Source organism: Pandoraea capi, from assembly GCF_902459735.1.
Taxonomy (GTDB): Bacteria; Pseudomonadota; Gammaproteobacteria; order Burkholderiales; family Burkholderiaceae; genus Pandoraea; species Pandoraea capi.
On record NZ_CABPRV010000002.1, the window covers coordinates 315,580 to 337,743 of the forward strand.

General features: G+C 64.2%; 19 protein-coding genes. 8 read left to right on the forward strand and 11 right to left on the reverse strand.

Annotated features, from left to right (window positions below):
• Positions 1–163: 163 nt before the first annotated feature.
• A complete protein-coding gene (locus PCA20602_RS04855; protein ID WP_150720227.1) occupies positions 164–1,174 on the reverse strand; it encodes an alpha/beta hydrolase in 1,011 nt (336 codons plus the stop codon).
• A 34-nt stretch (positions 1,175–1,208) separates the two neighbouring features.
• Positions 1,209–1,790: a TetR/AcrR family transcriptional regulator gene (locus tag PCA20602_RS04860; protein WP_150720228.1), complete on the reverse strand. Its 582-nt coding sequence runs from the start codon at positions 1,788–1,790 to the stop codon at positions 1,209–1,211.
• 300 nt (positions 1,791–2,090) lie between these two features.
• On the opposite strand from PCA20602_RS04860, the gene chrA reads away from it, so the two are divergent.
• A complete protein-coding gene (chrA, locus tag PCA20602_RS04865) occupies positions 2,091–3,260 on the forward strand; it encodes a chromate efflux transporter (protein ID WP_150720229.1) in 1,170 nt (389 codons plus the stop codon).
• Positions 3,261–3,282: 22 nt separating this feature from the next.
• Here the strand turns inward: chrA and PCA20602_RS04870 are convergent, their stop codons facing one another.
• Positions 3,283–5,958, reverse strand: a complete 2,676-nt coding sequence (locus PCA20602_RS04870) for a penicillin acylase family protein (RefSeq protein ID WP_150720230.1) — start codon at positions 5,956–5,958, stop codon at positions 3,283–3,285.
• A gap of 209 nt (positions 5,959–6,167) precedes the next feature.
• On the opposite strand from PCA20602_RS04870, the gene PCA20602_RS04875 reads away from it, so the two are divergent.
• A complete protein-coding gene (locus PCA20602_RS04875) occupies positions 6,168–7,193 on the forward strand; it encodes a MerR family transcriptional regulator (RefSeq protein ID WP_150720231.1) in 1,026 nt (341 codons plus the stop codon).
• Positions 7,194–7,221: 28 nt separating this feature from the next.
• Here the strand turns inward: PCA20602_RS04875 and epsC are convergent, their stop codons facing one another.
• Entirely contained in the window at positions 7,222–8,163 is a 942-nt protein-coding gene (epsC, locus tag PCA20602_RS04880; protein WP_150720232.1) for a serine O-acetyltransferase EpsC, read from the reverse strand.
• A gap of 196 nt (positions 8,164–8,359) precedes the next feature.
• Positions 8,360–9,796, reverse strand: coding sequence for a MocR-like pyridoxine biosynthesis transcription factor PdxR (pdxR, locus tag PCA20602_RS04885; protein WP_150720233.1), 1,437 nt, complete (start codon positions 9,794–9,796; stop codon positions 8,360–8,362).
• A gap of 149 nt (positions 9,797–9,945) precedes the next feature.
• Between pdxR and PCA20602_RS04890 the strand changes: the two genes are divergently transcribed.
• The gene (locus PCA20602_RS04890) at positions 9,946–10,377 is read left to right on the forward strand and encodes a carboxymuconolactone decarboxylase family protein (RefSeq protein WP_150720234.1); all 432 of its coding nucleotides are present in this window, start codon (positions 9,946–9,948) and stop codon (positions 10,375–10,377) included.
• A gap of 89 nt (positions 10,378–10,466) precedes the next feature.
• Here PCA20602_RS04890 and PCA20602_RS04895 read toward each other — a convergent pair whose 3' ends face one another.
• Positions 10,467–11,435 carry a LysR substrate-binding domain-containing protein gene (locus tag PCA20602_RS04895; protein ID WP_150720235.1) on the reverse strand — a complete coding sequence of 323 codons (969 nt, stop codon included), beginning with the start codon at positions 11,433–11,435 and terminating at the stop codon, positions 10,467–10,469.
• A gap of 351 nt (positions 11,436–11,786) precedes the next feature.
• Here PCA20602_RS04895 and PCA20602_RS04900 point away from each other — a divergent pair, with 351 nt between their 5' ends.
• The 3 genes from PCA20602_RS04900 to PCA20602_RS04910 are packed head-to-tail and all read left to right on the forward strand — an operon-like array spanning position 11,787 to position 15,149.
• Positions 11,787–13,070: a 2-hydroxycarboxylate transporter family protein gene (locus PCA20602_RS04900; protein WP_150720236.1), complete on the forward strand. Its 1,284-nt coding sequence runs from the start codon at positions 11,787–11,789 to the stop codon at positions 13,068–13,070.
• A gap of 51 nt (positions 13,071–13,121) precedes the next feature.
• Positions 13,122–14,309 carry a CaiB/BaiF CoA transferase family protein gene (locus PCA20602_RS04905; RefSeq protein ID WP_150720237.1) on the forward strand — a complete coding sequence of 396 codons (1,188 nt, stop codon included), beginning with the start codon at positions 13,122–13,124 and terminating at the stop codon, positions 14,307–14,309.
• Positions 14,310–14,312: 3 nt separating this feature from the next.
• On the forward strand, positions 14,313–15,149 hold the full coding sequence (locus PCA20602_RS04910) for an HpcH/HpaI aldolase/citrate lyase family protein (protein ID WP_150720238.1): 837 nt from the start codon (positions 14,313–14,315) through the stop codon (positions 15,147–15,149).
• 21 nt (positions 15,150–15,170) lie between these two features.
• On the opposite strand, the gene PCA20602_RS04915 is transcribed toward PCA20602_RS04910, so the two are convergent.
• Positions 15,171–15,638, reverse strand: coding sequence for a MerR family transcriptional regulator (locus PCA20602_RS04915; RefSeq protein WP_150720239.1), 468 nt, complete (start codon positions 15,636–15,638; stop codon positions 15,171–15,173).
• A gap of 83 nt (positions 15,639–15,721) precedes the next feature.
• On the opposite strand from PCA20602_RS04915, the gene PCA20602_RS04920 reads away from it, so the two are divergent.
• Positions 15,722–16,963: an NADH:flavin oxidoreductase/NADH oxidase family protein gene (locus PCA20602_RS04920; protein ID WP_150720240.1), complete on the forward strand. Its 1,242-nt coding sequence runs from the start codon at positions 15,722–15,724 to the stop codon at positions 16,961–16,963.
• Between the two features lie 49 nt (positions 16,964–17,012).
• Here PCA20602_RS04920 and PCA20602_RS04925 read toward each other — a convergent pair whose 3' ends face one another.
• From PCA20602_RS04925 to PCA20602_RS04935, 4 genes are all read right to left on the reverse strand, one after another.
• Positions 17,013–17,405: a carboxymuconolactone decarboxylase family protein gene (locus tag PCA20602_RS04925; RefSeq protein ID WP_069342923.1), complete on the reverse strand. Its 393-nt coding sequence runs from the start codon at positions 17,403–17,405 to the stop codon at positions 17,013–17,015.
• A 213-nt stretch (positions 17,406–17,618) separates the two neighbouring features.
• Positions 17,619–19,232 carry a methyl-accepting chemotaxis protein gene (locus tag PCA20602_RS26160; RefSeq protein ID WP_150720241.1) on the reverse strand — a complete coding sequence of 538 codons (1,614 nt, stop codon included), beginning with the start codon at positions 19,230–19,232 and terminating at the stop codon, positions 17,619–17,621.
• Between the two features lie 259 nt (positions 19,233–19,491).
• Positions 19,492–19,620 (reverse strand): hypothetical protein, encoded by a 129-nt coding sequence (locus tag PCA20602_RS26165; protein ID WP_277990424.1) that lies wholly within the window; start codon positions 19,618–19,620, stop codon positions 19,492–19,494.
• A 204-nt stretch (positions 19,621–19,824) separates the two neighbouring features.
• Complete coding sequence (locus PCA20602_RS04935; protein WP_150720242.1) at positions 19,825–20,715, reverse strand: LysR substrate-binding domain-containing protein; 891 nt, start codon at positions 20,713–20,715, stop codon at positions 19,825–19,827.
• A 127-nt stretch (positions 20,716–20,842) separates the two neighbouring features.
• Between PCA20602_RS04935 and PCA20602_RS04940 the strand changes: the two genes are divergently transcribed.
• The gene (locus PCA20602_RS04940; protein WP_150720243.1) at positions 20,843–22,144 is read left to right on the forward strand and encodes an aspartate aminotransferase family protein; all 1,302 of its coding nucleotides are present in this window, start codon (positions 20,843–20,845) and stop codon (positions 22,142–22,144) included.
• The last annotated feature ends 20 nt before the right edge of the window (positions 22,145–22,164 follow it).

Sequence of the window (22,164 nt, forward strand, 5' to 3'; positions counted from 1 at the left end):
AATGCACGCCGGATCGCATTACGCAGCCGGGAGAGAACGCTAACTTGGCAAGACGCCGCGTGATTGCTGAAACGAACCGTCAGTTGTGCCAGAGTTGACGATCATGTCGTGCCACACCAACAAATTGGGCGTTGGCCGATGACACCCGCCGTCGTCGACCACGTCAATCCGTGTGTGCCACGTCGGCCATGGATAGATGCTCGTGGACGAAGCGCGTCACTTCGGCGCGTAACTCCCGATCCTCCGGCGCGCCCATGAATCCGCCGTGCGGCATCGCTTCGAACACATGCAACTCACACGGCACCCGCGCGCGGCGCAACGCCCGGTGCATGCGCACGGCATTCGACAGGAACAGATCGCGTGTCCCGCTCTGGATGAACGTCGGCACAAAGCCCTTGCTGAAATCCCCGAACAACGGCGACAAGTGCGGATCGGACAAATCCGCGCCGGCGGCATACAGCAGATTGTTGGACATCAACGACCTGGGCAAGAGCACGTCCACCCGTTGATTGAGTTCGAAGCTGTCGCCGGACTCCGTCAGATCGAGTTCCGGTGACAGCAGCACCAACGCCCCGGGTAGCGGCAGACCTTCGTCGCGTGCGCGCAGCACCATGGCTGCCGCGAGATTCGCCCCCGCAGAACGGCCACCGATCACGATCTTCTCCGGCGAGTATTCGCACAGCAGATGGCGATACACCGTCAGACAGTCGTCGAGTCCGGCGGGGTACGGATGCGCGGGTGGCATGCGGTAGTCGATGCCCCAACAGCGCACGCCCAGTTGGTCGGCTTGCATCTGCGCACCGATCCGGCAAACATCACCCTCGCCGAGGACCAGGCCCCCGCCGTGAAGATCCACGTAGACGACATCGTCCGTGACGAGATCGGGCGGTGTGGCGACATGGGCCGTCGCGTTCCCGAGCGTCAGCGTCTGCACGGACGAGCGCAACCGGCCCGCGTACTGCGCCATCGCGGCGCCGTATTGCGCGTCGGCGGCGGCCTTGAAGCGCGTCCAGCCGTCGATGTCATCCGGTAACGGTGTCGTGTGCAAGGCATTGAACGGCACGCCGTCCGCATTGACCAGACGACGTAATGCCGCCTGGGCCTCGGCGCTGACACTCTCGGGAAAAGGGATAACGCGTGCGGGAACTCGCACGCCGTCCACAGGTGAATTCATGACTTTCGATTCGGTAGAAGAAAGATGCGACGCGTCAATTAGCGCCGGGCGTCGACGGCCAGTGCCGGAGGGACACGTTGAGCGCGTCGAGGCTGCGTTGCCATGAGATGTCGGACCCGGGTGCACTGTGCGAGAAGCCTGTCGCCAGTTCGAGCGTGATGTAGCCCATCAGGAAACCTCCGAGGAAGCGAACGGCATGGACCTGCTCGTCCTCCGGCACGCCATAGCCGCGCAGCACGGCGCGGATCAATTGCGTCAGTTTCGGCCCGGCGCTCGCCGCCGCCTGTGCCGACGTCAGCGGGTACCTTGCGGCGGTGAAGCGTCCCGGATGCCGACGTGCGTAGTCGCGATGGGCATCCGCCAGCGCTTGCAGCGCCTCGCGCCCGGAGAGACCCGCCATCGCTTGCATGGCCGCGTCGGCAAGCTGTGCGAGCGCGAACATGGCGATCTCGGCCTTGAGCGTGTCCAGATTCTTCACATGCGAGTACAGACTCGGCAGACGCACATCGAACTTCCGCGCAAGCGCTGCCCCGCTGAGTTGCTCGAAACCGATCTCGTCGGCCAGATCTGCGCCTCCTTCCACCAGACGTTCCAGCGTCAATCCCGCTCTGACCATCGTATCCCTCGCGCTCTCACATCAAAACTACTTAAATAAGGAAATTTCCTAATCATATTAGTTAACGATAATCCGATCAAGCAACGGATGTCGCCAAACCTGATGAAATGCGGAAGCTCCGCCATCGGCATCACACGCGTTTCGCGGCAAAACGATGCCGTACGCCAACGTCCCCCCAAGGTCACGGCTTCGCTGCTATGCTCGCGAGACTTTGGCTTCCGGCTTTCGTGCGCCTGTCCTTTGAAGAACCACCTCTCCCCGAACACCGAGGCACGCCCTCGGTCGCGCGAGGCATTCGACGTGCTCTGCGCCTTTCTCATCCTCGGCCTGACGAGTTTCGGCGGGCCGGTGGCGCACATCGGCTATTTCCGTCGTGAGTTCGTGCAGAGGCGCCGCTGGCTCGACGATGCGAGCTTCGCCGATCTGGTGGGGTTATGTCAGTTTCTGCCCGGACCGGCGAGCAGCCAGGTCGGGTTCTCGCTCGGCCTGCTCAGGGCCGGGTGGCTGGGTGGTCTCGCGGCGTGGTGCGGCTTTACTCTGCCCTCGGCGCTACTGCTTCTGGGATTCGCCCGCGTCGCGCCGCAACTGGGTGGATCGATCGGCAGCGGTGTATTGCATGGCCTGAAGTTGGTCGCGGTCGCCGTGGTGGCGCAAGCCGTGTGGGACATGGCAACACGGCTTTGTCCCGACACGCGGCGTGCCGGCATTGCACTGGCTGCCGTGGCCATCCTTGCCTTGACGACGACCGTCTACGCACAACTCATCGTGATTGCGCTCGGCGCACTGCTTGGCTTTGCGCTGCTGCGCACGGAAGGACTCGCGCCGACGGACGCAGCGGCGTCGCTGCGCTTTCCTGTCTCTCGAACCGCGAGCGTCCTGGCACTGATCGTCTTTTGCGTCCTGCTATTCGGACTCCCTGCCCTGCACCCTCTGACCGAAAGCCGGGCGATCGCCATCTTCGACGGTTTCTATCGCTCGGGCGCTCTGGTTTTCGGTGGCGGGCACGTCGTGCTGCCCCTGCTTCAGGAGCAGACCGTGGCATCAGGATGGGTGTCCGCGAATGACTTTCTGGCGGGCTACGGCGCTGCGCAGGCCGTGCCCGGGCCGTTGTTCACATTCGCGACATTTCTCGGCGGGTTGTCCGGCGGGCCAACGCACGCGTGGTCAGGCGCAGTGCTCGCCACGGTAGGCATCTTCCTGCCGGGGCTGCTGCTGGTCGTCGCGGCATTGCCGCATTGGCAGGCATTGCGTTCACGCCCCATCACAGCAGCCATGCTGGCCGGCGTCAACGCGGCCGTCGTCGGCATTCTCGCGTCGGCGCTGTACTCGCCCGTGTGGACGAGCGCCGTGCACGCGCCGGCCGACTTCGCGGTGGCCGTCATCGCATTTGTCCTGCTGGTGCGCTGGAAAGCCCCGCCGCTGGCGGTGGTCGCGTTATGCGCCATCGCCGGTGCGGCGGGGATCGTCTGAGAGCGACGCGCGCTGTTGCCGGTTACTGCGCGTCGGACAGACGTTCAATGTGCAGACGTTCCACCGACTTCGCCGCGCGGTCGACATCCGCCGGGTCATGCCACAACGGCTTGCGGCCGAACGACGTGTACATCTCCAACTGATCCGCGTAATGCGACGAACGCGTGCCGTCCGGGGCGATGAAGCCGCTTTGCCCCGGCGCGACGACGTCGTAAGCCGCGACCTTCGCCCGGCTACCCGTCGGACCGAACACGATCAGATCGTTCTCCGTCCCCCGGTTCATGTAGACGGGCGTACGCACCGCTTCAGCAGCGTTAGCCTGCGGGATGCCGAAGAAGTTGTTCGCGCGGAACGTCAGCGGCACGGTCGGTGCACGCCACGCCGACATGTCCGGCCCGAGCTTCGTCTTGAGCGATGCAATCGTGTCGTCCAGCGCCGCCAGAATCACGTCGTTGCGGGGTTGGCCGCCAAAGATGTCAAAGGCTTGCGGCACGCCCGACTTGTCGCCGCGCAAGGCCTCGTACAGGACCTTGCTGCCGTTGCCGATGTTGAGCGAACCCGTCGGGCCGTCCTGCGGCGCGGCATAACCGCTGGCCAGGAACCACTTGTCGTACGGCGCGGGCACCACATGGCCCAGCGTCCGCTTGAGCATCGCGCTCAGCCATGCGTCCATGATGGCCGGGCCTGCGGTGTCGTAGTGACCGGTGTGCCCCGCGTCGCGAGCCAGACCGTTCCACGCGGCAAGCTGCATCGCGAGCTGACGGCGTGCGTCGGTGGCGGGCAGATTGGCGGTGGCGCCTTCGATGAACGGCAGGAAGTGCGTACGGTTGACGTCCACGGCGCTCGTGTCCTTGAGGATCTGCCACATCTCGTCGACGCCCAGCTTGTTATGCGCTTCGATGCGATTGTCGATCTCGACGACGCGGTCTGCCCCGCCCCACACGAACGCGAACAGATCGCTCGCCGGATAGCCCTTCTGCGGCGAGTTGTTCCAGTTGGCGATCCAGCCTTGCTTCGGGTTGTAGACCTTCGGGTTGGTCGAGAACGGCAGCAGGCCCTTCCAGTCCCACTCGCCGGTGCCCGGCACCGGCAGACGCGGGTCGTGCCCCGGCTGACGCGCCGGATACGCCCCCGTATGCACGTAGCCGATGTTGCCGGACACGTCGGCGTAGTACCAATTGATCGTAAGCGCATGGCGCGCAGCCTGTGCCGTCCACGACTTCCAGTCCTGCGCCTGCGCCTGGTGCGTCCAGGCGAGCAGCGACTGCACTTCGAGGCCATCCCACGCGCGCGCCTTGGCGTACGCAATGTGTTGCTTCGCATCGCGCTGCATGACGATACCGTGCACCGTGCGATAGACCTCCTGCACGACCGGCTCGGCGCCCTTCACCCGAATGATCTCGACACGCTTTTCCATGTCGTGCCATTGGCCCATGTGGAAATACCGGTTCGGGTTCGCCGGATCGAGCTTCTCGGCATAGATGTCGATGTCGTCGCCAAAACCGGCCGTCGAGCCCCACGAGATCTTGCCGTTGTGGCCGAACAAGATGCAGGGATAGCCGAACGGGGTGTTGCCCACGAGATCGAAGCCTGCGCCGTGCAACCCGATACCGTAGGTGTAGGCTGGCGCGAACCAGCCGAATTGCGGGCCGTTGAGCATGATGGCGCGGGCGCCGCGCGCCTTTTGTTTTCCGACGATCCACATGTTGCTCGTCGTCGGGAAGCCTGCCGGACCGGGCTGTCCGGACTCCGCGAACTGCGCGAGCATCGTGGCGGCGTTGGTCTCGGCGTCCTGATGCAGCAACGCGCCGTCACTACCGCGTGCAAGACGTGCGAAGGTCGGCGCGGGGCCGTCGTAGCGGGCAAGCGGCTGCATCGGCGCGCCCGTCGACGCGCCGACCTTGACTGGATAAACGCCGTCGGCGGCAGGCACGGTGGACGGCGCATCCGGATTCGTGATCCACTTCAGTTCATCGAACAATGCCATGCCCTTCTGCGGGCCATATTTGTCCTTGAGGGCCGTCACCAGCGCCAGATTGTCGATCTCGCTGGTCGCATCCGAGAAGCGGTTGGCCATGGTGCCGACGAAAACCATCGCAACATCGAACGCGTCCCAGTTCGCGGGCTGGAAGCCGAGGTCATTGAATTGCTTGGGCATGCGCGTAGACGGTTGCGCGCGAATCTGCGCGATCCATGCGTTCATGCCTGCGGCGTAGCCGTCGAGAATGTCCCGCTCGCGTTGGGGCAGATCGGCCAGTTGACGGCGGATCGACGCGGGCCAGTAATTGCCGCGAATCGACTTGTCGAAATCGACGAATTTCTCGCCCAGCACTTCTGCGACGGTGCCCTGCGTGCTGCGACGCGCCATCTCCATCTGGAACAGACGATCCTGCGCAATGGCGTAGCCATAACCGTAGAACAGCGCATAGGTCGTCGAGGCATAGATGTGCGGCACGCCGAACTCGTCGCGCTTGATCGTCACGTCGGTGCGTCCGGGGACTTTATCGGCGGATGCCGCCGCGACCGTTGCACGGGGGGCGGCGATTGCCGCCAACGGCACCGTCAGTGCCAGACTCAACAGCGACGCTGCGACACTTGCCCAGAGGCGATGACGGTTAAGGCGCACACCTTGCGTGCGGGCGTGCCCGAGCGCAATCGATGAAGGTGAGGAAACGCTCGAGCGAGAAATCAAGGTCATTCATGTCTCCGTAATTGTTATGAGCCAGCGCGTTGAAGCCTAACATGATAAAACCGACCGGTCGGTTAATTATTCAGAAAATAATTCGACAGCAATGGCTCCGTTGCGTAGTGTCGGATACCGGTCAGAAAACCTGTCGAATGTCGTTGACCTGTCCCTTGGGGACGGCCCGAGCATAGCGTCACCCGGTCAACACTCAGAGGTGAACGATGAACGATTTTGCGGTGCGACTTAACGCGTCGGATGCGGCCCGCCGGCTCGGTGTCTCGAACAAGGCGTTACGACTTTACGAGCAGCATGGGTTGCTCAGTCCGGCCAGAACGACGGCGGGATATCGCGTCTACGACGCCGCCGAGATGGCGCGCGCCGCGGAAGTCGTCGCCCTTCGCGCATTGGGTTTGAGCCTTGCCCAGGTGGCGAGCGTGCTCAAAGGCGACCGTCAGACCCTTGCCGACGCGTTGGCCGTCCACGAAGCGACGCTGGATGGCGAGATCCGCGAGCGTCTGCATCGTATGGAAACGGTCCGGAGTCTGCGGGCGGGATTGGACGCGGGACGGATGCCCGCCGAGGGCGAGCTGCCTGGTCTTGTCGAGCAGGCAGCGCCGAGCGTTGCGTTCGATCTGCCATGGCCGTGGGGTGGCGAGCGGTTCGAGATGCGGGACATCCGGCCGCTGAACTACATCATCGGCTCGCTGGGCAGCGGCAAGACACGTTTGGCGATGCAGTTGGCGCAGGCGATGCCCGGCGGGACGTTTCTTGGGCTGGATCGTTTGCAGGAGACGTCTGCCGCGCATGCCCTTCAGTCGTTGGAACACGACGCGGCATTGCGATCCGCAGTTACCCGCGCCGAAGGGTGGCTGCTGGACGACGGCGCCGAGTCGTCGGTAGCGCTGACGGTGTTGCTCGTCACGCTGGAAGCCGAACGCGCGGGTGCGCTGGTGGTCGATATGGTCGAACAGGATCTGACGCAGTCCACACAGGAGGCATTGATTCGCTATCTACGGCAGGAAGCGAGGCCGCGCAAACCGCCCCGCTTTCTGATGACGCGCTCGTCCTCGATTCTCGACCTGAGCGCCGTCGGCCCACATGAAGCCATCATTCTGTGCCCCGCGAACCACAGCCCTCCCGTACGCGTCGCGCCTTACGCGGGCGCGCCGGGATTCGAGGCCGTAGCGACGTGTCTCGCGTCGCCCGACGTTCGCGCCCGCATCGCCGCGCCCCCGTCGATGGTGTGACGCCGCGCCGGGCGAATGCGGGTCGCGATCAGGCGCGTTCGTTATCGCAACCGGAGACCGGCGGCGAACCGGCTTCGGTGCGCGAGCGGGCTTGCGTGATGTTGCTGAACGGGGGCACGTCCTGCGTGAGCCAGACGTTACCACCGATGACCGAGCCTTCCCCGATCGTGACGCGTCCGAGGATCGTCGCTCCTGCATAGATGACGACGTTGTCTTCCACGATCGGGTGACGCGGCAACCCTTTGCGCGGATTGCCGTCGTCGTCTGCCGGGAAGCGCTTCGCGCCAAGCGTGACGGCCTGATAGACGCGCACACGCTGGCCGAGGATCGCCGTCTCGCCGATCACCACACCGGTGCCGTGGTCGATGAAGAAGCCCGCGCCGATCTGCGCACCGGGGTGAATGTCGATGCCCGTTTCGGAGTGCGCCTGTTCGGCGATGATGCGCGCGAGCAGCGGCAGTTCCAGACGATACAACTCATGCGCGATCCGGTGATGGATCATCGCGTGAATGCCGGGATAGCAGATGAGCACTTCGTCCACGCTGCCCGCCGCCGGGTCGCCCTGATAAGCCGCCAGCACATCCTGATCGAGCAGCCCGCGAATCTCCGGAAGCCGGCTCGCGAATTGCTGGATGGCCGAGTGCGCGCGTTCCTCGATCAGCGCTGCCGTGATATCGGCGTCGTGACGCGCCTTGTAGCGCCATTCGAGCCGGGCCTGTTCGGCAAGACCGTTCAGGGCGCTCGTGAGCGTGTGGCCGACGTAATAGTTCTCGCCTTGATGATGCAGGTCGAGCGGCCCGAGCCGCATCGGGAACAGCGCGCCCTTGAGTTGCACGACGATGTCCGCCAGACGCTCCCGCGACGGCAGATCGCGACCGCCGGATTCGAGCAGCCGGCGCTGACCGTCGCGCCAGCGCAAGCGGGCGTCATGCAATGAGGAAACGATACCGTCGATGTCGAACGCTGCCACGGGGGAAACTCCTGAGAAGCATGAGGTGCAGACGGCGCATGCGCCGCCGTTGCACGAAATCGGGGGACGCGCGAGCGCCAATCCACGAAGCATAGCGGGTTTCGAAGGCACCTGTCCTGACGTGGTCTTATCGAGTCCCTCGCCTCCTCGCCCTGAATCATCGCGGATCGCCCGGATGCGCACCGGGCGTTGTGCCTTACGGCGATTCGATAGCCGCCTTGAGGCGTCGGCTCAACGCCATCGCCGTGGCCATATCGGGGAGATTCGTGAACCCCATGAGCAAGCCCGAGCGTGACGCCTTGCCGCCATACCAGCGGCTGAGCGCATGCACGGCGAGTCCTTGCACGTGCGCGGCTTCGGAGAGCGGCACGTCGCCCCGTCTGGCGAGGGCATTGCGCAGATACGCCAGCGTCTGGATGCCGCCCGCTTGCGGTTGCACATACAGATCGTCGCCGAAGACGTCGGTGAGCGCATCGCTAAGGTACCGACGTCGCTCGGCGTAGAGCGAGCGCATCTTGCGCAAATGCCGGGCGAAATGCCCCTGCTCCATGAAGTCGGCAACGGTGGCCTGCACGTGCACCGAACCGGGGCCACCCAGTTGGCTGGCCGACGCGGCAAAGCGCTCGATATGCGCCTGCGGCACCACGAGATAGGCAAGCCGCAGGCCGGGGAACAGCACCTTGCTGAACGTTCCCGTGTAAAGCACCCGGCCGTCGTGATCGAGACTTTTGAGCGCGGGCAATGGACGTCCGTGATAGCGAAACTCGCTGTCGTAGTCGTCCTCCACGATCCAGGACTGCTGTTGCCCTGCCCATTCGAGCAGTGCAAGCCGACGGGGTAATGACAGTGTCGTGCCCGTGGGGCTCTGATGCGTCGGCGTGACGACAGCGAAGCGGGCGTTCGGCGCACGTTTGACGCCTTCATTGACGTCGAGCCCCTCGTCATCGACGGGAATCGACGCGAGTTGCATACCGATGCTCTCGAGGAAATGCCGGGCATACGGATAGCCGGGGTCCTCGAACCAGCCTTGCGCCCCTGGTTCGATCAGGGTTCGGCACACGAGATCGAGCGCGGCGCGATAGCCGGGCGTGACGAAGACCTGTTCGGCGGTGCAGGCGATACCGCGCGAGATGCCGAGATACGTTGCGATGGCGTGGCGCAATGGCGCATAGCCCGCCGACTCGGGATAGGACATCGACGCCAGGTCCATGACCCGCAGGCTCCTGCCGGCGAGACGCACCCAGGTCTTGCGCGGGAAGGCGTCGAGTGCGGGCAGTCCCAACTGAAACGGACGCGGCGCGCCGACCGCCGCCAGCGCATCTCTCGGCACGGAAGGTTGCGGCGAGGGCGTCGCGACCGGTGGCGCCGCCTCGCCGAGGTGCTCCAGACGCGGGGACACGAACGTTCCCGCGGCGCCCCGGGGGATGAAGTAGCCTTCGCTGGTGAGCATCTGATAGGCCAGTTCGACGGTGCCACGCGCCAGATTGAGTTCGCTGGCCAGGCTGCGCACCGACGGCACCCGGTCGCCCGCACGAAGCTTTCCGCTCGCGATGGCGTCGCGGTAGCGGCGGTAAAGCTGGAGGTAGAGCGGCGCGTCGTCACCGGGTCCGGGCTTCAGATAGGGATAGTCCATCCGGAATGTCCTATTGATTTCGTCAATTCTTGCATCTGAACACTAGGACATGATTCTCGTAAATTGGTGACGTTGCGACAAGCCCCCGCTATTCGTTCTTGATTGCACTTGATGCGCACCCCGCGCACCCACTTTTTTGGAGAGTTTTGATGAGCACGCTTCGTTTGTCCTATTACACATTGTCGTCCGAGGCCTATCAGGGATTTGCCGCCACGAAGAAGGCGCTGGAGAAGAGCACGCTTGGCAAGGCGCTGATCGAGCTGGTGTATCTGCGCACGTCGCAAATCAACGGTTGCTCGTTCTGCCTCGAGATGCATGCGAAGGCGCTCCGTAAGGACGGCATGCCCGATCACAAGATCGACAGCCTCGCCGGCTGGCGCGTGAGTTCGCATTACAGCGCCCGTGAGCGCGCAGCGCTGGAGTGGACGGAATCGGTCGTCGCCATCGACCAGACGCATGCCCCGGACGAAGCGTTCGATCCGCTGCGCGAGCACTTCAACGACACCGAAATCGCCGACCTGACATTCGCCATCGCCCTGATGAGCGCATTCAACCGTCTGGCGATCGGGATGCGTCAGTAAGGCGTCGGCGATGCGGCCTTGCCCCCCGACCGGGCCGCATCCACCGCGCGTGTTGCGCATGCCGCAGCCATCGGCCATCACGACGTCGCTCAGACGTTCACGGCACCGCTATCCACCGGTCGCAACGTAATCCCCTTCCAATGCCCGTCCGCCTGTAACTCACGGACGAGGTCGGCGATGCATTCGCGCACTGCGATCGTGGCCGATCCGACGGGCAGCGAGTTGGACCAGCAAATGCTCGCCGGGCGTTGCAATTGCGGCGAGACGATGCGGCGCGAGCGCGGACGCAAGGCCGGATCACGCGACGCCAGCGCCGATACCGGCAGAATCGAACACGCATCGCCCAGACGCGCAATGTCGATCAGTGTCGGCAACGAGTCGATGTCCGCCACGATGTTCAACTCCGCATTCGCCTGCGCGAAGCTCCGCTCGATCAGCAGACGTAAGCCGTTCGACGCACTGGGCACCACGATCGGCACGTTCGCCAGCAACGCCAACGCGCAAGTGTCGTGCACATCGTCCTCGTAGATCGCTGGGCACACCCGATGTCCACCCAGCACGTAAAGTGCCTCGTCGAACAGCGGCATCACCGAAATCCCGCGTGTCTCCGAATCCCGAAACAACATCGCCAGATCGAGGCGTCCGTTCGCCAGCAACTCGCCGATGTACCCGCTCATGCTTTCGAAGATTTGCAGGCGGATGCCCGGGTACTGCTCACGCACCCGCGTGAACAGCGGCACCGCGAGAATCGACGCAATCGTCGTCGGGAAGCCCACCGCCACCGGCCCCGCTTCACTGCCGCCGCCCTCCCGCACTTCCTGGCGAATCTGCTCCATCTGACGCAGCACCACCCGCGCATGCCGGTATAGCGCCTTTCCCGCATCGGTCGGCGTCACCCCCTGCGCGCTGCGCACCAGCAATTGCGCTTGCAGTTCGTCCTCAAGCCCGCGCAACTGCGCGCTCAACGACGGCTGGGCGATATGCAATCGCTCGGCCGCCTTGGAGACGCTGCCGCTGTCGACGATTGCCACGAAATTTCGGAGTTGTCTGACGTCCATGACCTCGGGCCACCGACACCGTCGCATCAGTGGGTTGTCTCGAAAAGCCATAGCGTACTGCTATACGAGAACGGACGAAACTCAGCTTTTCGACCCATCGACCGGGTTAACACCCGATTCTCGTCGTTCGAGAACACCAAGCCATAGTCTGGCCCTATACCCACATCCAAAATCGGTATTTCCTCCCGCAAGGCACGCGCGCCTATAGTCCCGTCAACAAACCAATTCCAATACGGAGACAGCAGGATGCGAGACGGACTCTCTGCCACTGCCGCGCAAGGCGGTCAAGGTGGTCAAGGCGCGACTTCCCCGGTGCAACATCACCCACTGCGCGACCTGTGGTGGCGCATCATGGATTTTCGTGTAGGTATCGTGCCGCTGCCTGTGCATCTGGTGCTGATCGCCGCCATCGTAACGACGGTGCTCACGACCGGCAAACTTTCCGCCGAGCTGTCCCCGATCATCGCCTTACTCGCCGTGTGCAGCTTCACCTGCATGGAAATCGGTCAGCGCATCCCGGTCTTCCGCAGCATCGGCGGGCCGGTCATTCTGGTGACGTTCCTGCCGTCGTGGCTTGTGTTCTCCAATGTGCTGCCGCCGTCGGTCGTCACGCCCATCGTCGCCTTCTGGAAGCAGAGCAACTTCCTGTATCTGTTCATCCCCGGCATCATCGTCGGCAGCATTCTGAGCATGGATCGCAAGGTCCTGATCGGCGGCTTCGTGCGCATTTTCGTGCCGCTCGCCATCGGCTCCGTCCTCGCCGGCCTTGTCGGCACGGCCGTCGGCACGATGCTCGGCATGGGCCTGTTCCACACGGTGTTCTTTGTCGTGATCCCAGTGATGTCCGGCGGTCTCGGCGAAGGCGTGATTCCGCTCACCATCGGCTACTCCGAAGTGATGCATCAGGCGGCTGGCGATCTGCTCGCTCAGGCGCTCCCCGCAGTCATGCTCGGCAACGTCTGCGCCATCGTCTTCTCGGGTGTGCTCAATGCCATCGGCAAACGCTATCCGGCGCTGACCGGTAACGGCCAGCTCATGCGCACCGGCAGCGACGACCTCGGCGCGCACGATGCCCACGACGCTCACGGCCAACCTGCGAAAGGCGTCGACGCCACCGACATCGCCGCCGCCGGCATGATCGCCGTCTGTCTGTATTTCGTCGGCATGCTCGCCCAGAGCACGCTCGGTCTGCCCGGCCCCGTGATGATGCTGGTGCTCGCCGTCGCCGCGAAGATCGGCTTCATCTTCTCGCCGAAGCTCGAAGCCGGTGCCGGTGTCGTCTACAAGTTCTTCGCCACCGCCGTGACCTATCCGCTGCTGTTCGCCATCGGTGTCGTGATCACGCCGTGGCAGAAGGTCGTCGCGTCGTTCAACGTGCCGACGCTGGTAACGATCATTGCCACTGTCCTCACGCTGATGGCAACGGCCTTCGTCGTGGCCCGCCGCATGAACATGCACCCCATCGACGCGGCCATCGTCGTCGGCACGCACAGCGGCATGGGCGGCACGGGCGATGTCGCCATCCTCACCGCCGCGAACCGCATGCGTCTCATGCCGTTCGCACAGATCGCCACCCGCATCGGCGGCGCCATCACGATCACGCTGAGCCTCATCGTGCTCGCCAGGATCGTCTGATCACGCCCCGCCCCTCGCTCAACCTGTTTCGATTCTTCGGAGATTTCTGTCATGAGGCCCTTGGACGGCATCAAGGTCATTGCGCTCGAACACGCCATTGCGGCCCCGTTCTGCACCCGTCAACTGGCCGATCTGGGCGCACGCGTGATCAAGATCGAGCGTCCCGGCGCCGGTGACTTCGCCCGCGCCTACGACGCGCGCGCGAACGGCATGTCGTCGCATTTCGTGTGGACGAACCGCTCCAAGGAAAGCCTCACGCTCGACCTCAAGCAGGACGCCGCCCAAGCCGTACTCCACGATCTGCTCAGCGACGCCGACGTGCTCGTCCAGAACCTCGCCCCCGGCGCGGCCGATCGCCTCGGCCTGAGCTACGAGGCGCTGTCCGCGCGCTATCCGCGCATCATCGTCTGCGGTATTTCGGGCTACGGGCCCGACGGCCCTTACCGTGACAAGAAGGCCTACGACCTCCTCATCCAGAGCGAGTCGGGCTTTCTCTCGGTGACGGGCTCCCCCGAAGCCTCAGCAAAGGCGGGCTGTTCCATCGCCGACATCGCTGCCGGCATGTACGCGTACACGAACATTCTTTCGGCGCTGATTCAGCGCGGCAAGACCGGCAAGGGCTCGCGCATCGACATCTCCATGCTCGAATGCATGGTCGAGTGGATGGGGTTCCCGCTGTATTACTCGGTGGACGATCAGACGCCGCCGCCGCGCGCCGGTGCTGCCCACGCCACGATCTTCCCGTACGGTCCGTTCGAAACCGGCGACGGCAAGACGGTCATGCTCGGGCTGCAAAACGAACGCGAGTGGAAGACGTTCTGCGAAAAAGTGCTTGAACAGCCACGACTGGCCGAGGACGCGCGCTTTGCGTCGAACCCGAAGCGCCTGGAGAACCGCAACGCATTGCGCGCCATCATCCACGCGGTCTTCATGCAGCTCGACGCGCCCCAACTGGTGAGCCGGCTCGATGCCGTCGGCATCGCCAACGCGAACCTCAACGACATGCATGACGTCTGGGAGCACGCGCAACTCGCTGCGCGTCAGCGCTGGGCCGAAGTCGCCACGCCCAATGGCCCGATTCGCGCGCCGATCCCGCCGGGTATGCCGAGTGCCGGTTCCGAGTTCACGCCACGCATGGACCCGATTCCCGCGCTGGGGCAGCATACCGATGCCATCCTCGCGGAACTCGGTCGCAGTGCCGATCAGATCGAAGCGCTGCACGCAGCGCAGGCGGTGTAAGCCATGTCGACCGCTCCCGTCATTCGTAGCTGGCTGTTCGTGCCCGGCAACCGCCCGGAACGCTTCGACAAGGCATGTGCGTCCGGGGCCGACGCAGTCATCCTCGACCTCGAAGACGCTGTGTCGCCTGCCGACAAACTCGCGGCCCGCGAACAGGTCGTCCACTGGCTGACAGCACGACAGGCCGACGCCACCGCGTCCGCTCCTGTGCCCATCTACGTGCGCATCAACGCGGCATCGACGCCGTGGTTCGAGGCCGATGTCGCCGCGCTCGCCGGGGTGCCGCAACTAGGCGGTCTCGTCGTCCCGAAGGCGGAAGACGTCGCCACGCTCGCCCGCGCAGCGCAAGGTGCTACGTTGTCGTTGCGCCTGGTCCCGTTGATCGAAACCGCTCAGGCATTTGCCGCGCTCGGAGACATCGCCAAAGCGCCGCGCGTCGAGCGCCTGATGTTCGGCACTATCGATTTCCAGCTGGACATCGGGATCGAAGGCGATGGCGACGAGCTGCTGTACTTCCGCTCGCAACTGACGCTCGCCTCGCGCCTCGCCGGTATTGCCGCGCCGGTCGACGGCGTGACGACCGCGCTGGACGACGCCGCGCTCATCGAAGCCTCGGCGCGTCGCGCACGTGCACTCGGGTTTCGCGGCAAGCTGTGCATCCATCCGCGTCAGGTCGCGCCCGTGCATGCCGCCTTCGCATGGCGTGATGACGAGATCGCGTGGGCCGAACGTGTGGTCGCCGCAGCCAACGCCAGCGGCGGTGCCGCCGTGGCGCTGGACGGAAAGATGATCGACGCGCCGGTCATCGCCAAAGCCAGCGAAATTCTCGCCAGCCGCTGATCGACGGCGGTCGATGACGTCTCAGGCGCGCTTGCCGACAGGCGCGCGCCGGGGCACGATCTCCGTGCCGTTGTCACCGCCGATATCCCCTTCTCGAACGGAAGCGAGCACGCGTTGCGATGCTGCCGCGCAATCCTCTCCCGCCTCCCGATGTTCGATGGCGTCGATCAGCGACGTCAGATTGCGCTTCGATACCGCCAGCTTCTGCGCCAGTGCATCGATCTCCGCGACCTTGCGACGGAGCATCTCCAGCAACGTGTCATGCGGCCACGCCTTGAGATCCGGCGGCAGGATTGCGCGGATTTCGTCGAGCGTGAATCCCGCGTTCTGCGCGCGCTGGATCAGGCTCAGACGTGTGAGCGCATCGTCGTCGTATTCCCGATAGCCGTTCGCCTGACGCTGCGCATTCGGCAGCAAGCCCTCCGCCTCGTAAAAGCGAATACGCGACGCCGCCACACCGCTCGCCTGCGCCAGTTCACCGATCTTCATGGTCTTGCTCCCACCGCTTGACATTGAAGTGAACTTTAAGGTTATGGTCGTGCCATCGTCAACTGAAGATTCGAGGCGCGACCGTGACACTCTTCACTTCCCTCATGCTGCCCAACGGCACATCTATCCCCAACCGCATTGCCAAGGCTGCCATGGAGGAAAACATGGCCGACGCCGATCACGCACCGTCCGACGACCTCATCCGGCTGTACGACGCCTGGGCACGTGGCGGTGCGGGGCTGATCATCACCGGCAACGTCATGATCGATGCGCGTGCCATGACCGGGCCCGGCGGCGTGGTGTTAGAGGATGACAGGCATCTCGCACGCTTTCGACACTGGGCCGACACCGCGCGGCAACGGGGCGCACAAGTCTGGATGCAACTGAACCATCCGGGCAGGCAGATGCTCTCGGCGCTGGGCCAGCCGACGGTCGCACCCTCTGCGATTGCCCTCGAACTCGGCACGTTCTCGAAGCGCTTTGCCATGCCCCGGGCGCTGACCGAGACCGACATTGCCGATGTCCTCGCGCGCTTCACCCGCAGTGCCGTGCTCGCGGAGCAAAGCGGCTTCACCGGCGTAGAGATTCATGCGGCGCACGGCTATCTGTTGAGCCAGTTCCTGTCGCCGCTGACGAACCGGCGCGAAGATCGATGGGGCGGCAGTCTCGAGAATCGCGCGAGGTTATTGCTCGACGTCGTGAAATCGGTGCGCAACGCGGTCTCGCCCGGGTTCGCCGTTGCGGTCAAGCTCAACTCGGCCGATTTTCAGCGCGGCGGGTTCGGCCCTGCCGACGCGCGTCGCGTCATCGACATGCTCGGCGCGCACGGCGTCGATCTGATCGAACTCTCCGGCGGCAGCTATGAAGCGCCCGCGATGCAAGGCGAGGCGCGCGATGGGCGCACGCTCGCGCGCGAAGCCTATTTCCTCGAATTCGCGCGTGACATGGTGGCTGTCGCCACGATGCCGCTGATGGTGACGGGAGGCATCCGCCGCCTCGCTGTGGCCGAGCAGGTGCTCGAAAGCGGCACGGCGATGGTCGGCATTGCCACGGCGCTGTCCATCGATCCGGAACTACCGAACCGATGGCGGCAAGGCGATGCCTCTGCGCCACAACTCAAGCCCATCCAATGGAAAAACAAGGCGCTCGGCTCACTCGCGAACATGGCGGTCGTGAAGTTTCAGCTCAAGCGCCTGAGCGCCGGGCGTACGCCAAACCCTGCCGTCTCGCCCCTGCGAGCGCTCATCGCACAGCAGATCGGCACGGCATGTCAGACACGTCGATACCGTCAATGGATGACGCGCGGCGCGGCGATACCGCAGTGATGCGGCATGGCGACGGTGAAGCATCAGCTCACCGTCGCCGCCGGATGACTTACTCGAAGGCAGGATCGATCGGCACGCGGTACCCCACGGCCAGTCGATTGGTTTCGTTGGCCATGCCGACGACGGCCAGCAACTCGCCGAACATCTCGTCCGTCATTCCCGCACGACGAGCGCCCGCGGTGTGGCTGGCGACACAGTAGCCGCAATTGTTGGTCACGCTCACGGCCACGTAGATCAGTTCCTTGACGAGCGGATCGAGGGCGCCCGCAGACATGATGTCCTTGAGGCTGCCCCACGTGCGCTCCAGTGTCGGGGGATGTTGAGCGATGTACTTCCAGAAGTTGTTGACGTCAGGCACACCGCGCGTGTCCTTGATGTCGTCGAAAACGGCTTTGACTTCGGGCGAGGCGGTGGCGTACTCGACAGGCTTTTGCTGGCTCATGGGTGGCGGCGCCGGACAGGCGGTCGTGGAAGTGAAAGCGTAGGTTACAAGCTCTCGTGCGCAGTTGTGTGCTCATTGGGGCGTGGAGCCGCGCCCGATCTTCGACGCGGTGCCCGGCGCATAGTCACTGCGTCCCCAAATTGGGGGGACGTTCGTCGATTCGAATTCGGCGGATCGACCGATCTGCCGACGAACGTCTTCACGCTTGCTGACTTAAGATGTCACCGCATGCAGCCGGGTACGCGCCATGCCAGCCGTGCCAGACATCAACGTCAAATCGTCGCTCTGCTGGGTCAGACGAAACACGGCCACGGCGGCTTTCAGCGCTTCGGCCTGCTCGGCCAGTGATTGCGCTGCCGCGGAGGCTTGCTCCACCAGTGCGGCGTTCTGCTGCGTGACTTCGTCCATCTGCGTGACCGCACGCGCGACCTGATCGATCCCTGCCGTCTGCTCTTCCGATGCCGCCGAAATTTCGGCCATGATGTCCGTGACGCGTTGCACGCTGCCGGCAATGCTGTGCATCGCCGTGCCTGCCTCACCGACGATCCGGCTGCCCGCCGCCGAACGCTCGGCCGACGTCTCGATCAGTGTCTTGATGTCGCGTGCCGCGCTCGCGGAGCGTTGCGCCAGCGTGCGCACCTCACCCGCGACGACGGCGAAACCACGCCCCTGCTCCCCCGCCCGGGCCGCTTCAACCGCCGCGTTCAGCGCCAGAATGTTCGTCTGGAATGCAATGCCGTCGATCAGCGCGATGATGTCGCGAATCTTGGCAGAACCGGCATCGATGGCCTGCATCGTCTGCGTGACTTCGACCATCGCCGAGTCACCCGCCCCGGTCTGTTCGCTCGCCTGACGCGCCAGTTGATTGGCCTGACGGGCGTGCTCCATGTTTTGCCGCACGGTGCTCGTCAACTGCTCCATGCTCGCCGCCGTTTCCTCCAGCGACGCGGCTTGCTGCTCGGTACGGGCGGACAGATCCAGATTGCCCGCAGCAATTTCGCGCGCACTCGCGGCAATCGCTTCACCGCTCTTGCGCACCTTGGCCACGGTGTCGTTGAGTTGCATCTTCATGTTGCCGAGCGCCGTCAGCAGACGGCCCATTTCGTCGCCCGACGTCACATGCACCGGGCGTTGCAGATCGCCTGCCGCGATTTCCTGGAAATGTTCAAGCACGTCATCCAGTGGACGCGTAATCGCCCGGTTCAGCGACCGCGCCGTGAGCAGCGCGGCGATGATGGCGAATGCGATGGCACAAAGCGTGAGGACGAACAGCCGGTCGTAAGTCGTCACCGCCGAATCGAAGCTCGACTTGGCGCGGGTGTCGTAGAGCGTCTTGAGCGCCTCGTTGGCGTTCACGTATGACGTGTAGCGCTTGCCCAGCACTGCTGCCTGCGTGTAATAGACGTCGGTCTGGCCGGCGGCGATGCTGTTCTGCACCAGGGTGAAGGCGTCCTTGAGCGCCTGACGGGCACTCGTCACGTCTTTGGCAAGGCGTTGCTCTTCAGCATCGGACGGCAGCGCCAGATAGGCTTGCCACGCCTTCTCCGATTCGCCCCAGTACTCGGTTCCCTTCTTGACGTCCGCCGCCTTGATTTCCTCGTTCGGCGCCTGCGGCGCACGCAGCACGACGGCACGTGCACGACCGATCTGGATTTCCGACTCGCCGAGCAACCGTGTACTGGCGAGCTCCTTGTCGTACACCTCGCGCAAACTGCCGACGGTGTCGCGCAACCCGAGGAGCGCCAGCGCTCCGATGATCAACACCAGTGCCGCCAGACCGGCCACGGCCGTCCGCAACCGCCAACGAATCGTCCAATTTTTCAACATTTGCGCTTCCGCCTTTCGTTCTGTTCGTGGCCGCCGAGAGCGGCGGTCACCGTACGCCACCCGGCACGATACCCCTGTGCCCGTGACAGCGTTAGCGGCTCCAACGGCGCAAATGCGAAAAACTTGAGTGACGATCGGGAGACTGGCGCTTACTCAGCGAATTGCGCGCCAGTTCACGAAATATACGAGGGATATATGAGGGACATATGTCAAGTTGGTGCGCGATGGGCGCACGACTGGAGCGCTGGCTTACCGCGCCTTACAGCGCCCGCTTGACGGTGCGTGCGGCCCCCGAAATGTCCTGCCCCACGCCGTCGACGGTATTGCAGCCCGCGAGGGCAAACAACGAACCGACCACCAGGAAAAACGCCACGAAACGCGCCAACATATCGACCTCGATACAAAAATGCTGCAAAAAGTGATGACCCTCGGGCTTCCGGCCGTTGATGCCCCCAGTGCCGGGTCCCGAATGCTTTTGATTGACACCTCACGTCGCGCCGACAGGTGCCGTACGCCGTGAAGCAATGCGCAATTGTGCTTGAAATTCGCCCGGACGGGAACGAACGTCGGCACCGCCCACGTCGTGCCCGCGTTACAGCACCGCCAGCGTCTGCCGAATATGCTCGGCGAACGCCACACTCAGATGCGTGGGACGCGCGCGATCGAACTTTACCGTAATCCCCACGGACGGCAACGCCGGCAAGGTATCAGCTGTAACAATGCGTAAATCCGCAGGGACGGCCGTCTGTGTCATGACAGCGAACGCCTGCCCGGAGCGTGCCAATGCCGTCAGCCCCGCCAGATTGCTGCTCGCGTACGCAATTCGATAGGCACGTCCCGCTCGCGTCAGGGCTTCACACGCCGCGATGTGGTCCAGCGTGTCGGGATCAGAAAGCGCTAGCGGTAATGGCTCATTCATGTCGGACAACACGGCGTCGAGCCCCGGGTTGCCGATCCACACCAATGGCTCGCGGCGGATCACGTTGCGCTCATCGACACCGTCGGGCAACGAAATCAACGCCAGATCGAGCGCGTGACGGGACAGTTGCTCCAGCAGGCGTGGCGTCGGCTCGCAGATGACCTCGACCTGTGCGTGAGGATGCGCCACCGCAAATTCGCGCAGAAGATGGGGCAGGAACGCCGCCGCGTAGTCGTCCGGGCAACCGAACCGGATCGTGCCGGTCAGACCGCTCCCCGACATGTCGGCCATCGCTTCGTCGTGAGCCCGCAAAATGCGCTGCGCGTGGGCCAGCAAGCGTTCGCCGGACCCCGTGAGCACCACCCCCCGCCCCGTACGCTGTAGCAACGGCTGATCCACGATCGCTTCCAGCCGCTTCATTTGCTGACTCAGCGCGGACTGGGTGCGGGCAATGCGCTGAGCGGCCCGACTGAGCGAACCGGCCCGCGCGATGGCGACGAACGAACGCAGCAAATCGATTTCCAGCATCGCACTCAAGGTATTAGCCTCGCTTCTATCTTTCATTAGCACTATTCGCTTCTATGAAAGCAGAGCGCTGCTTAGACTGCAAGCGGTAACGATTCACTGCCGATTCCCTCAACGTCGCGAGCTTCAAGCCGCGAACTTCAAGCCGCCCCTCGGAGATTTCCTCGTGTCCAAGAACCAAGACGCCGATTTCTGGCGCAACGCCCGCCAGCACCTCATCCGCTATGGCGGCACGTTTGAACCGGCGATCATCGAGCGTGCCGAGGGCAGCTTCGTCTATGACGCCGACGGGCGGGCCATTCTCGATTTCACATCGGGTCAGATGAGTGCGGTGCTCGGCCACAGCCATCCGGACATCGTGGCGGTCGTCACCGAATCCATCGGCAAGCTCGACCATCTGTTCAGCGGCATGCTCTCGCGCCCCGTCGTGGATCTGGCGACGCGTCTGGCCGACATCACGCCGCCAGGGCTCGACCGTGTGATGTTGCTGAGTACGGGGGCGGAATCAAACGAAGCCGCCATTCGCATGGCGAAACTAGTGACCGGCAAGTACGAGATCGTCGGATTCGCACAGTCGTGGCACGGCATGACGGGCGCGGCGGCCTCCGCGACGTACAGCGCGGGACGCAAAGGCGTTGGCCCCGCCGCCGTGGGGTCCTTCGCGATTCCTGCGCCGTTCACCTACCGCCCGCGCTTCGGCCCGGCGGGTCAGTACGACTATCTCGCGGAGCTGGACTACGCCTTCGATCTGATCGACCGGCAGTCGAGCGGCAATCTGGCCGCCTTCATCGCCGAGCCGATCCTGAGCTCGGGCGGCATCATCGAGTTGCCGCCCGGCTATCTCGCCGCGCTCAAGCGCAAGTGCGAGGAGCGCGGCATGTTGCTGATCCTCGACGAAGCCCAGACCGGCATCGGACGCACCGGCACGATGTTCGCGTTCGAGCGCGATGGCGTGACGCCGGACATCCTCACGCTGTCTAAGACGCTCGGTGCGGGCTTGCCGCTCGCTGCCATCGTGACGTCCGCCGAGATCGAAGAACGGGCGCACGAGCGCGGCTATCTGTTCTACACCACCCATGTCTCCGACCCGCTGCCCGCTGCGGTCGGCCTGCGCGTGCTCGACGTGGTGGCCCGCGACGGACTTGTTGAGCGCGCCAACGTCATGGGTGAGCGGCTGCGCAACGGTCTGCTGGGGCTGATGGAGCGCTTCGAGTGCGTGGGCGACGTGCGTGGCCGGGGCCTGTTGCTCGGCATGGAGATTGTCAAGGATCGCCGCACCAAGGCGCCGGCGGACGGCCTCGGCGCGAAAATCACGCGCGAGTGCATGAACCTCGGCCTGAGCATGAACATCGTGCAACTGCCGGGCATGGGCGGCGTGTTCCGCATCGCCCCGCCACTGACCGTGAGCGAAGCCGAGATCGATCTGGGCCTGTCGCTGCTCGGTCAGGCCATCGAACGTTCGCTGTAAAAACAAGCGGCCCCGCGACC

Excerpts from the sequence above, each read along its gene's own strand:
- PCA20602_RS04855 (WP_150720227.1), bottom strand. The coding sequence starts at position 1,174 with ATGAATTCACCTGTGGACGGCGTGCGAGTTCCCGCACGCGTTATCCCT.
- PCA20602_RS04860 (WP_150720228.1), bottom strand. The coding sequence starts at position 1,790 with ATGGTCAGAGCGGGATTGACGCTGGAACGTCTGGTGGAAGGAGGCGCA.
- PCA20602_RS04870 (WP_150720230.1), bottom strand. The coding sequence starts at position 5,958 with ATGACCTTGATTTCTCGCTCGAGCGTTTCCTCACCTTCATCGATTGCG.
- PCA20602_RS04875 (WP_150720231.1), top strand. The coding sequence starts at position 6,168 with ATGAACGATTTTGCGGTGCGACTTAACGCGTCGGATGCGGCCCGCCGG.
- pdxR (WP_150720233.1), bottom strand. The coding sequence starts at position 9,796 with ATGGACTATCCCTATCTGAAGCCCGGACCCGGTGACGACGCGCCGCTC.
- PCA20602_RS04890 (WP_150720234.1), top strand. The coding sequence starts at position 9,946 with ATGAGCACGCTTCGTTTGTCCTATTACACATTGTCGTCCGAGGCCTAT.
- PCA20602_RS04895 (WP_150720235.1), bottom strand. The coding sequence starts at position 11,435 with ATGGACGTCAGACAACTCCGAAATTTCGTGGCAATCGTCGACAGCGGC.
- PCA20602_RS04900 (WP_150720236.1), top strand. The coding sequence starts at position 11,787 with ATGGATTTTCGTGTAGGTATCGTGCCGCTGCCTGTGCATCTGGTGCTG.
- PCA20602_RS04905 (WP_150720237.1), top strand. The coding sequence starts at position 13,122 with ATGAGGCCCTTGGACGGCATCAAGGTCATTGCGCTCGAACACGCCATT.
- PCA20602_RS04910 (WP_150720238.1), top strand. The coding sequence starts at position 14,313 with ATGTCGACCGCTCCCGTCATTCGTAGCTGGCTGTTCGTGCCCGGCAAC.
- PCA20602_RS04915 (WP_150720239.1), bottom strand. The coding sequence starts at position 15,638 with ATGAAGATCGGTGAACTGGCGCAGGCGAGCGGTGTGGCGGCGTCGCGT.
- PCA20602_RS04925 (WP_069342923.1), bottom strand. The coding sequence starts at position 17,405 with ATGAGCCAGCAAAAGCCTGTCGAGTACGCCACCGCCTCGCCCGAAGTC.
- PCA20602_RS26160 (WP_150720241.1), bottom strand. The coding sequence starts at position 19,232 with ATGTTGAAAAATTGGACGATTCGTTGGCGGTTGCGGACGGCCGTGGCC.
- PCA20602_RS26165 (WP_277990424.1), bottom strand. The coding sequence starts at position 19,620 with ATGTTGGCGCGTTTCGTGGCGTTTTTCCTGGTGGTCGGTTCGTTGTTT.
- PCA20602_RS04935 (WP_150720242.1), bottom strand. The coding sequence starts at position 20,715 with ATGAAAGATAGAAGCGAGGCTAATACCTTGAGTGCGATGCTGGAAATC.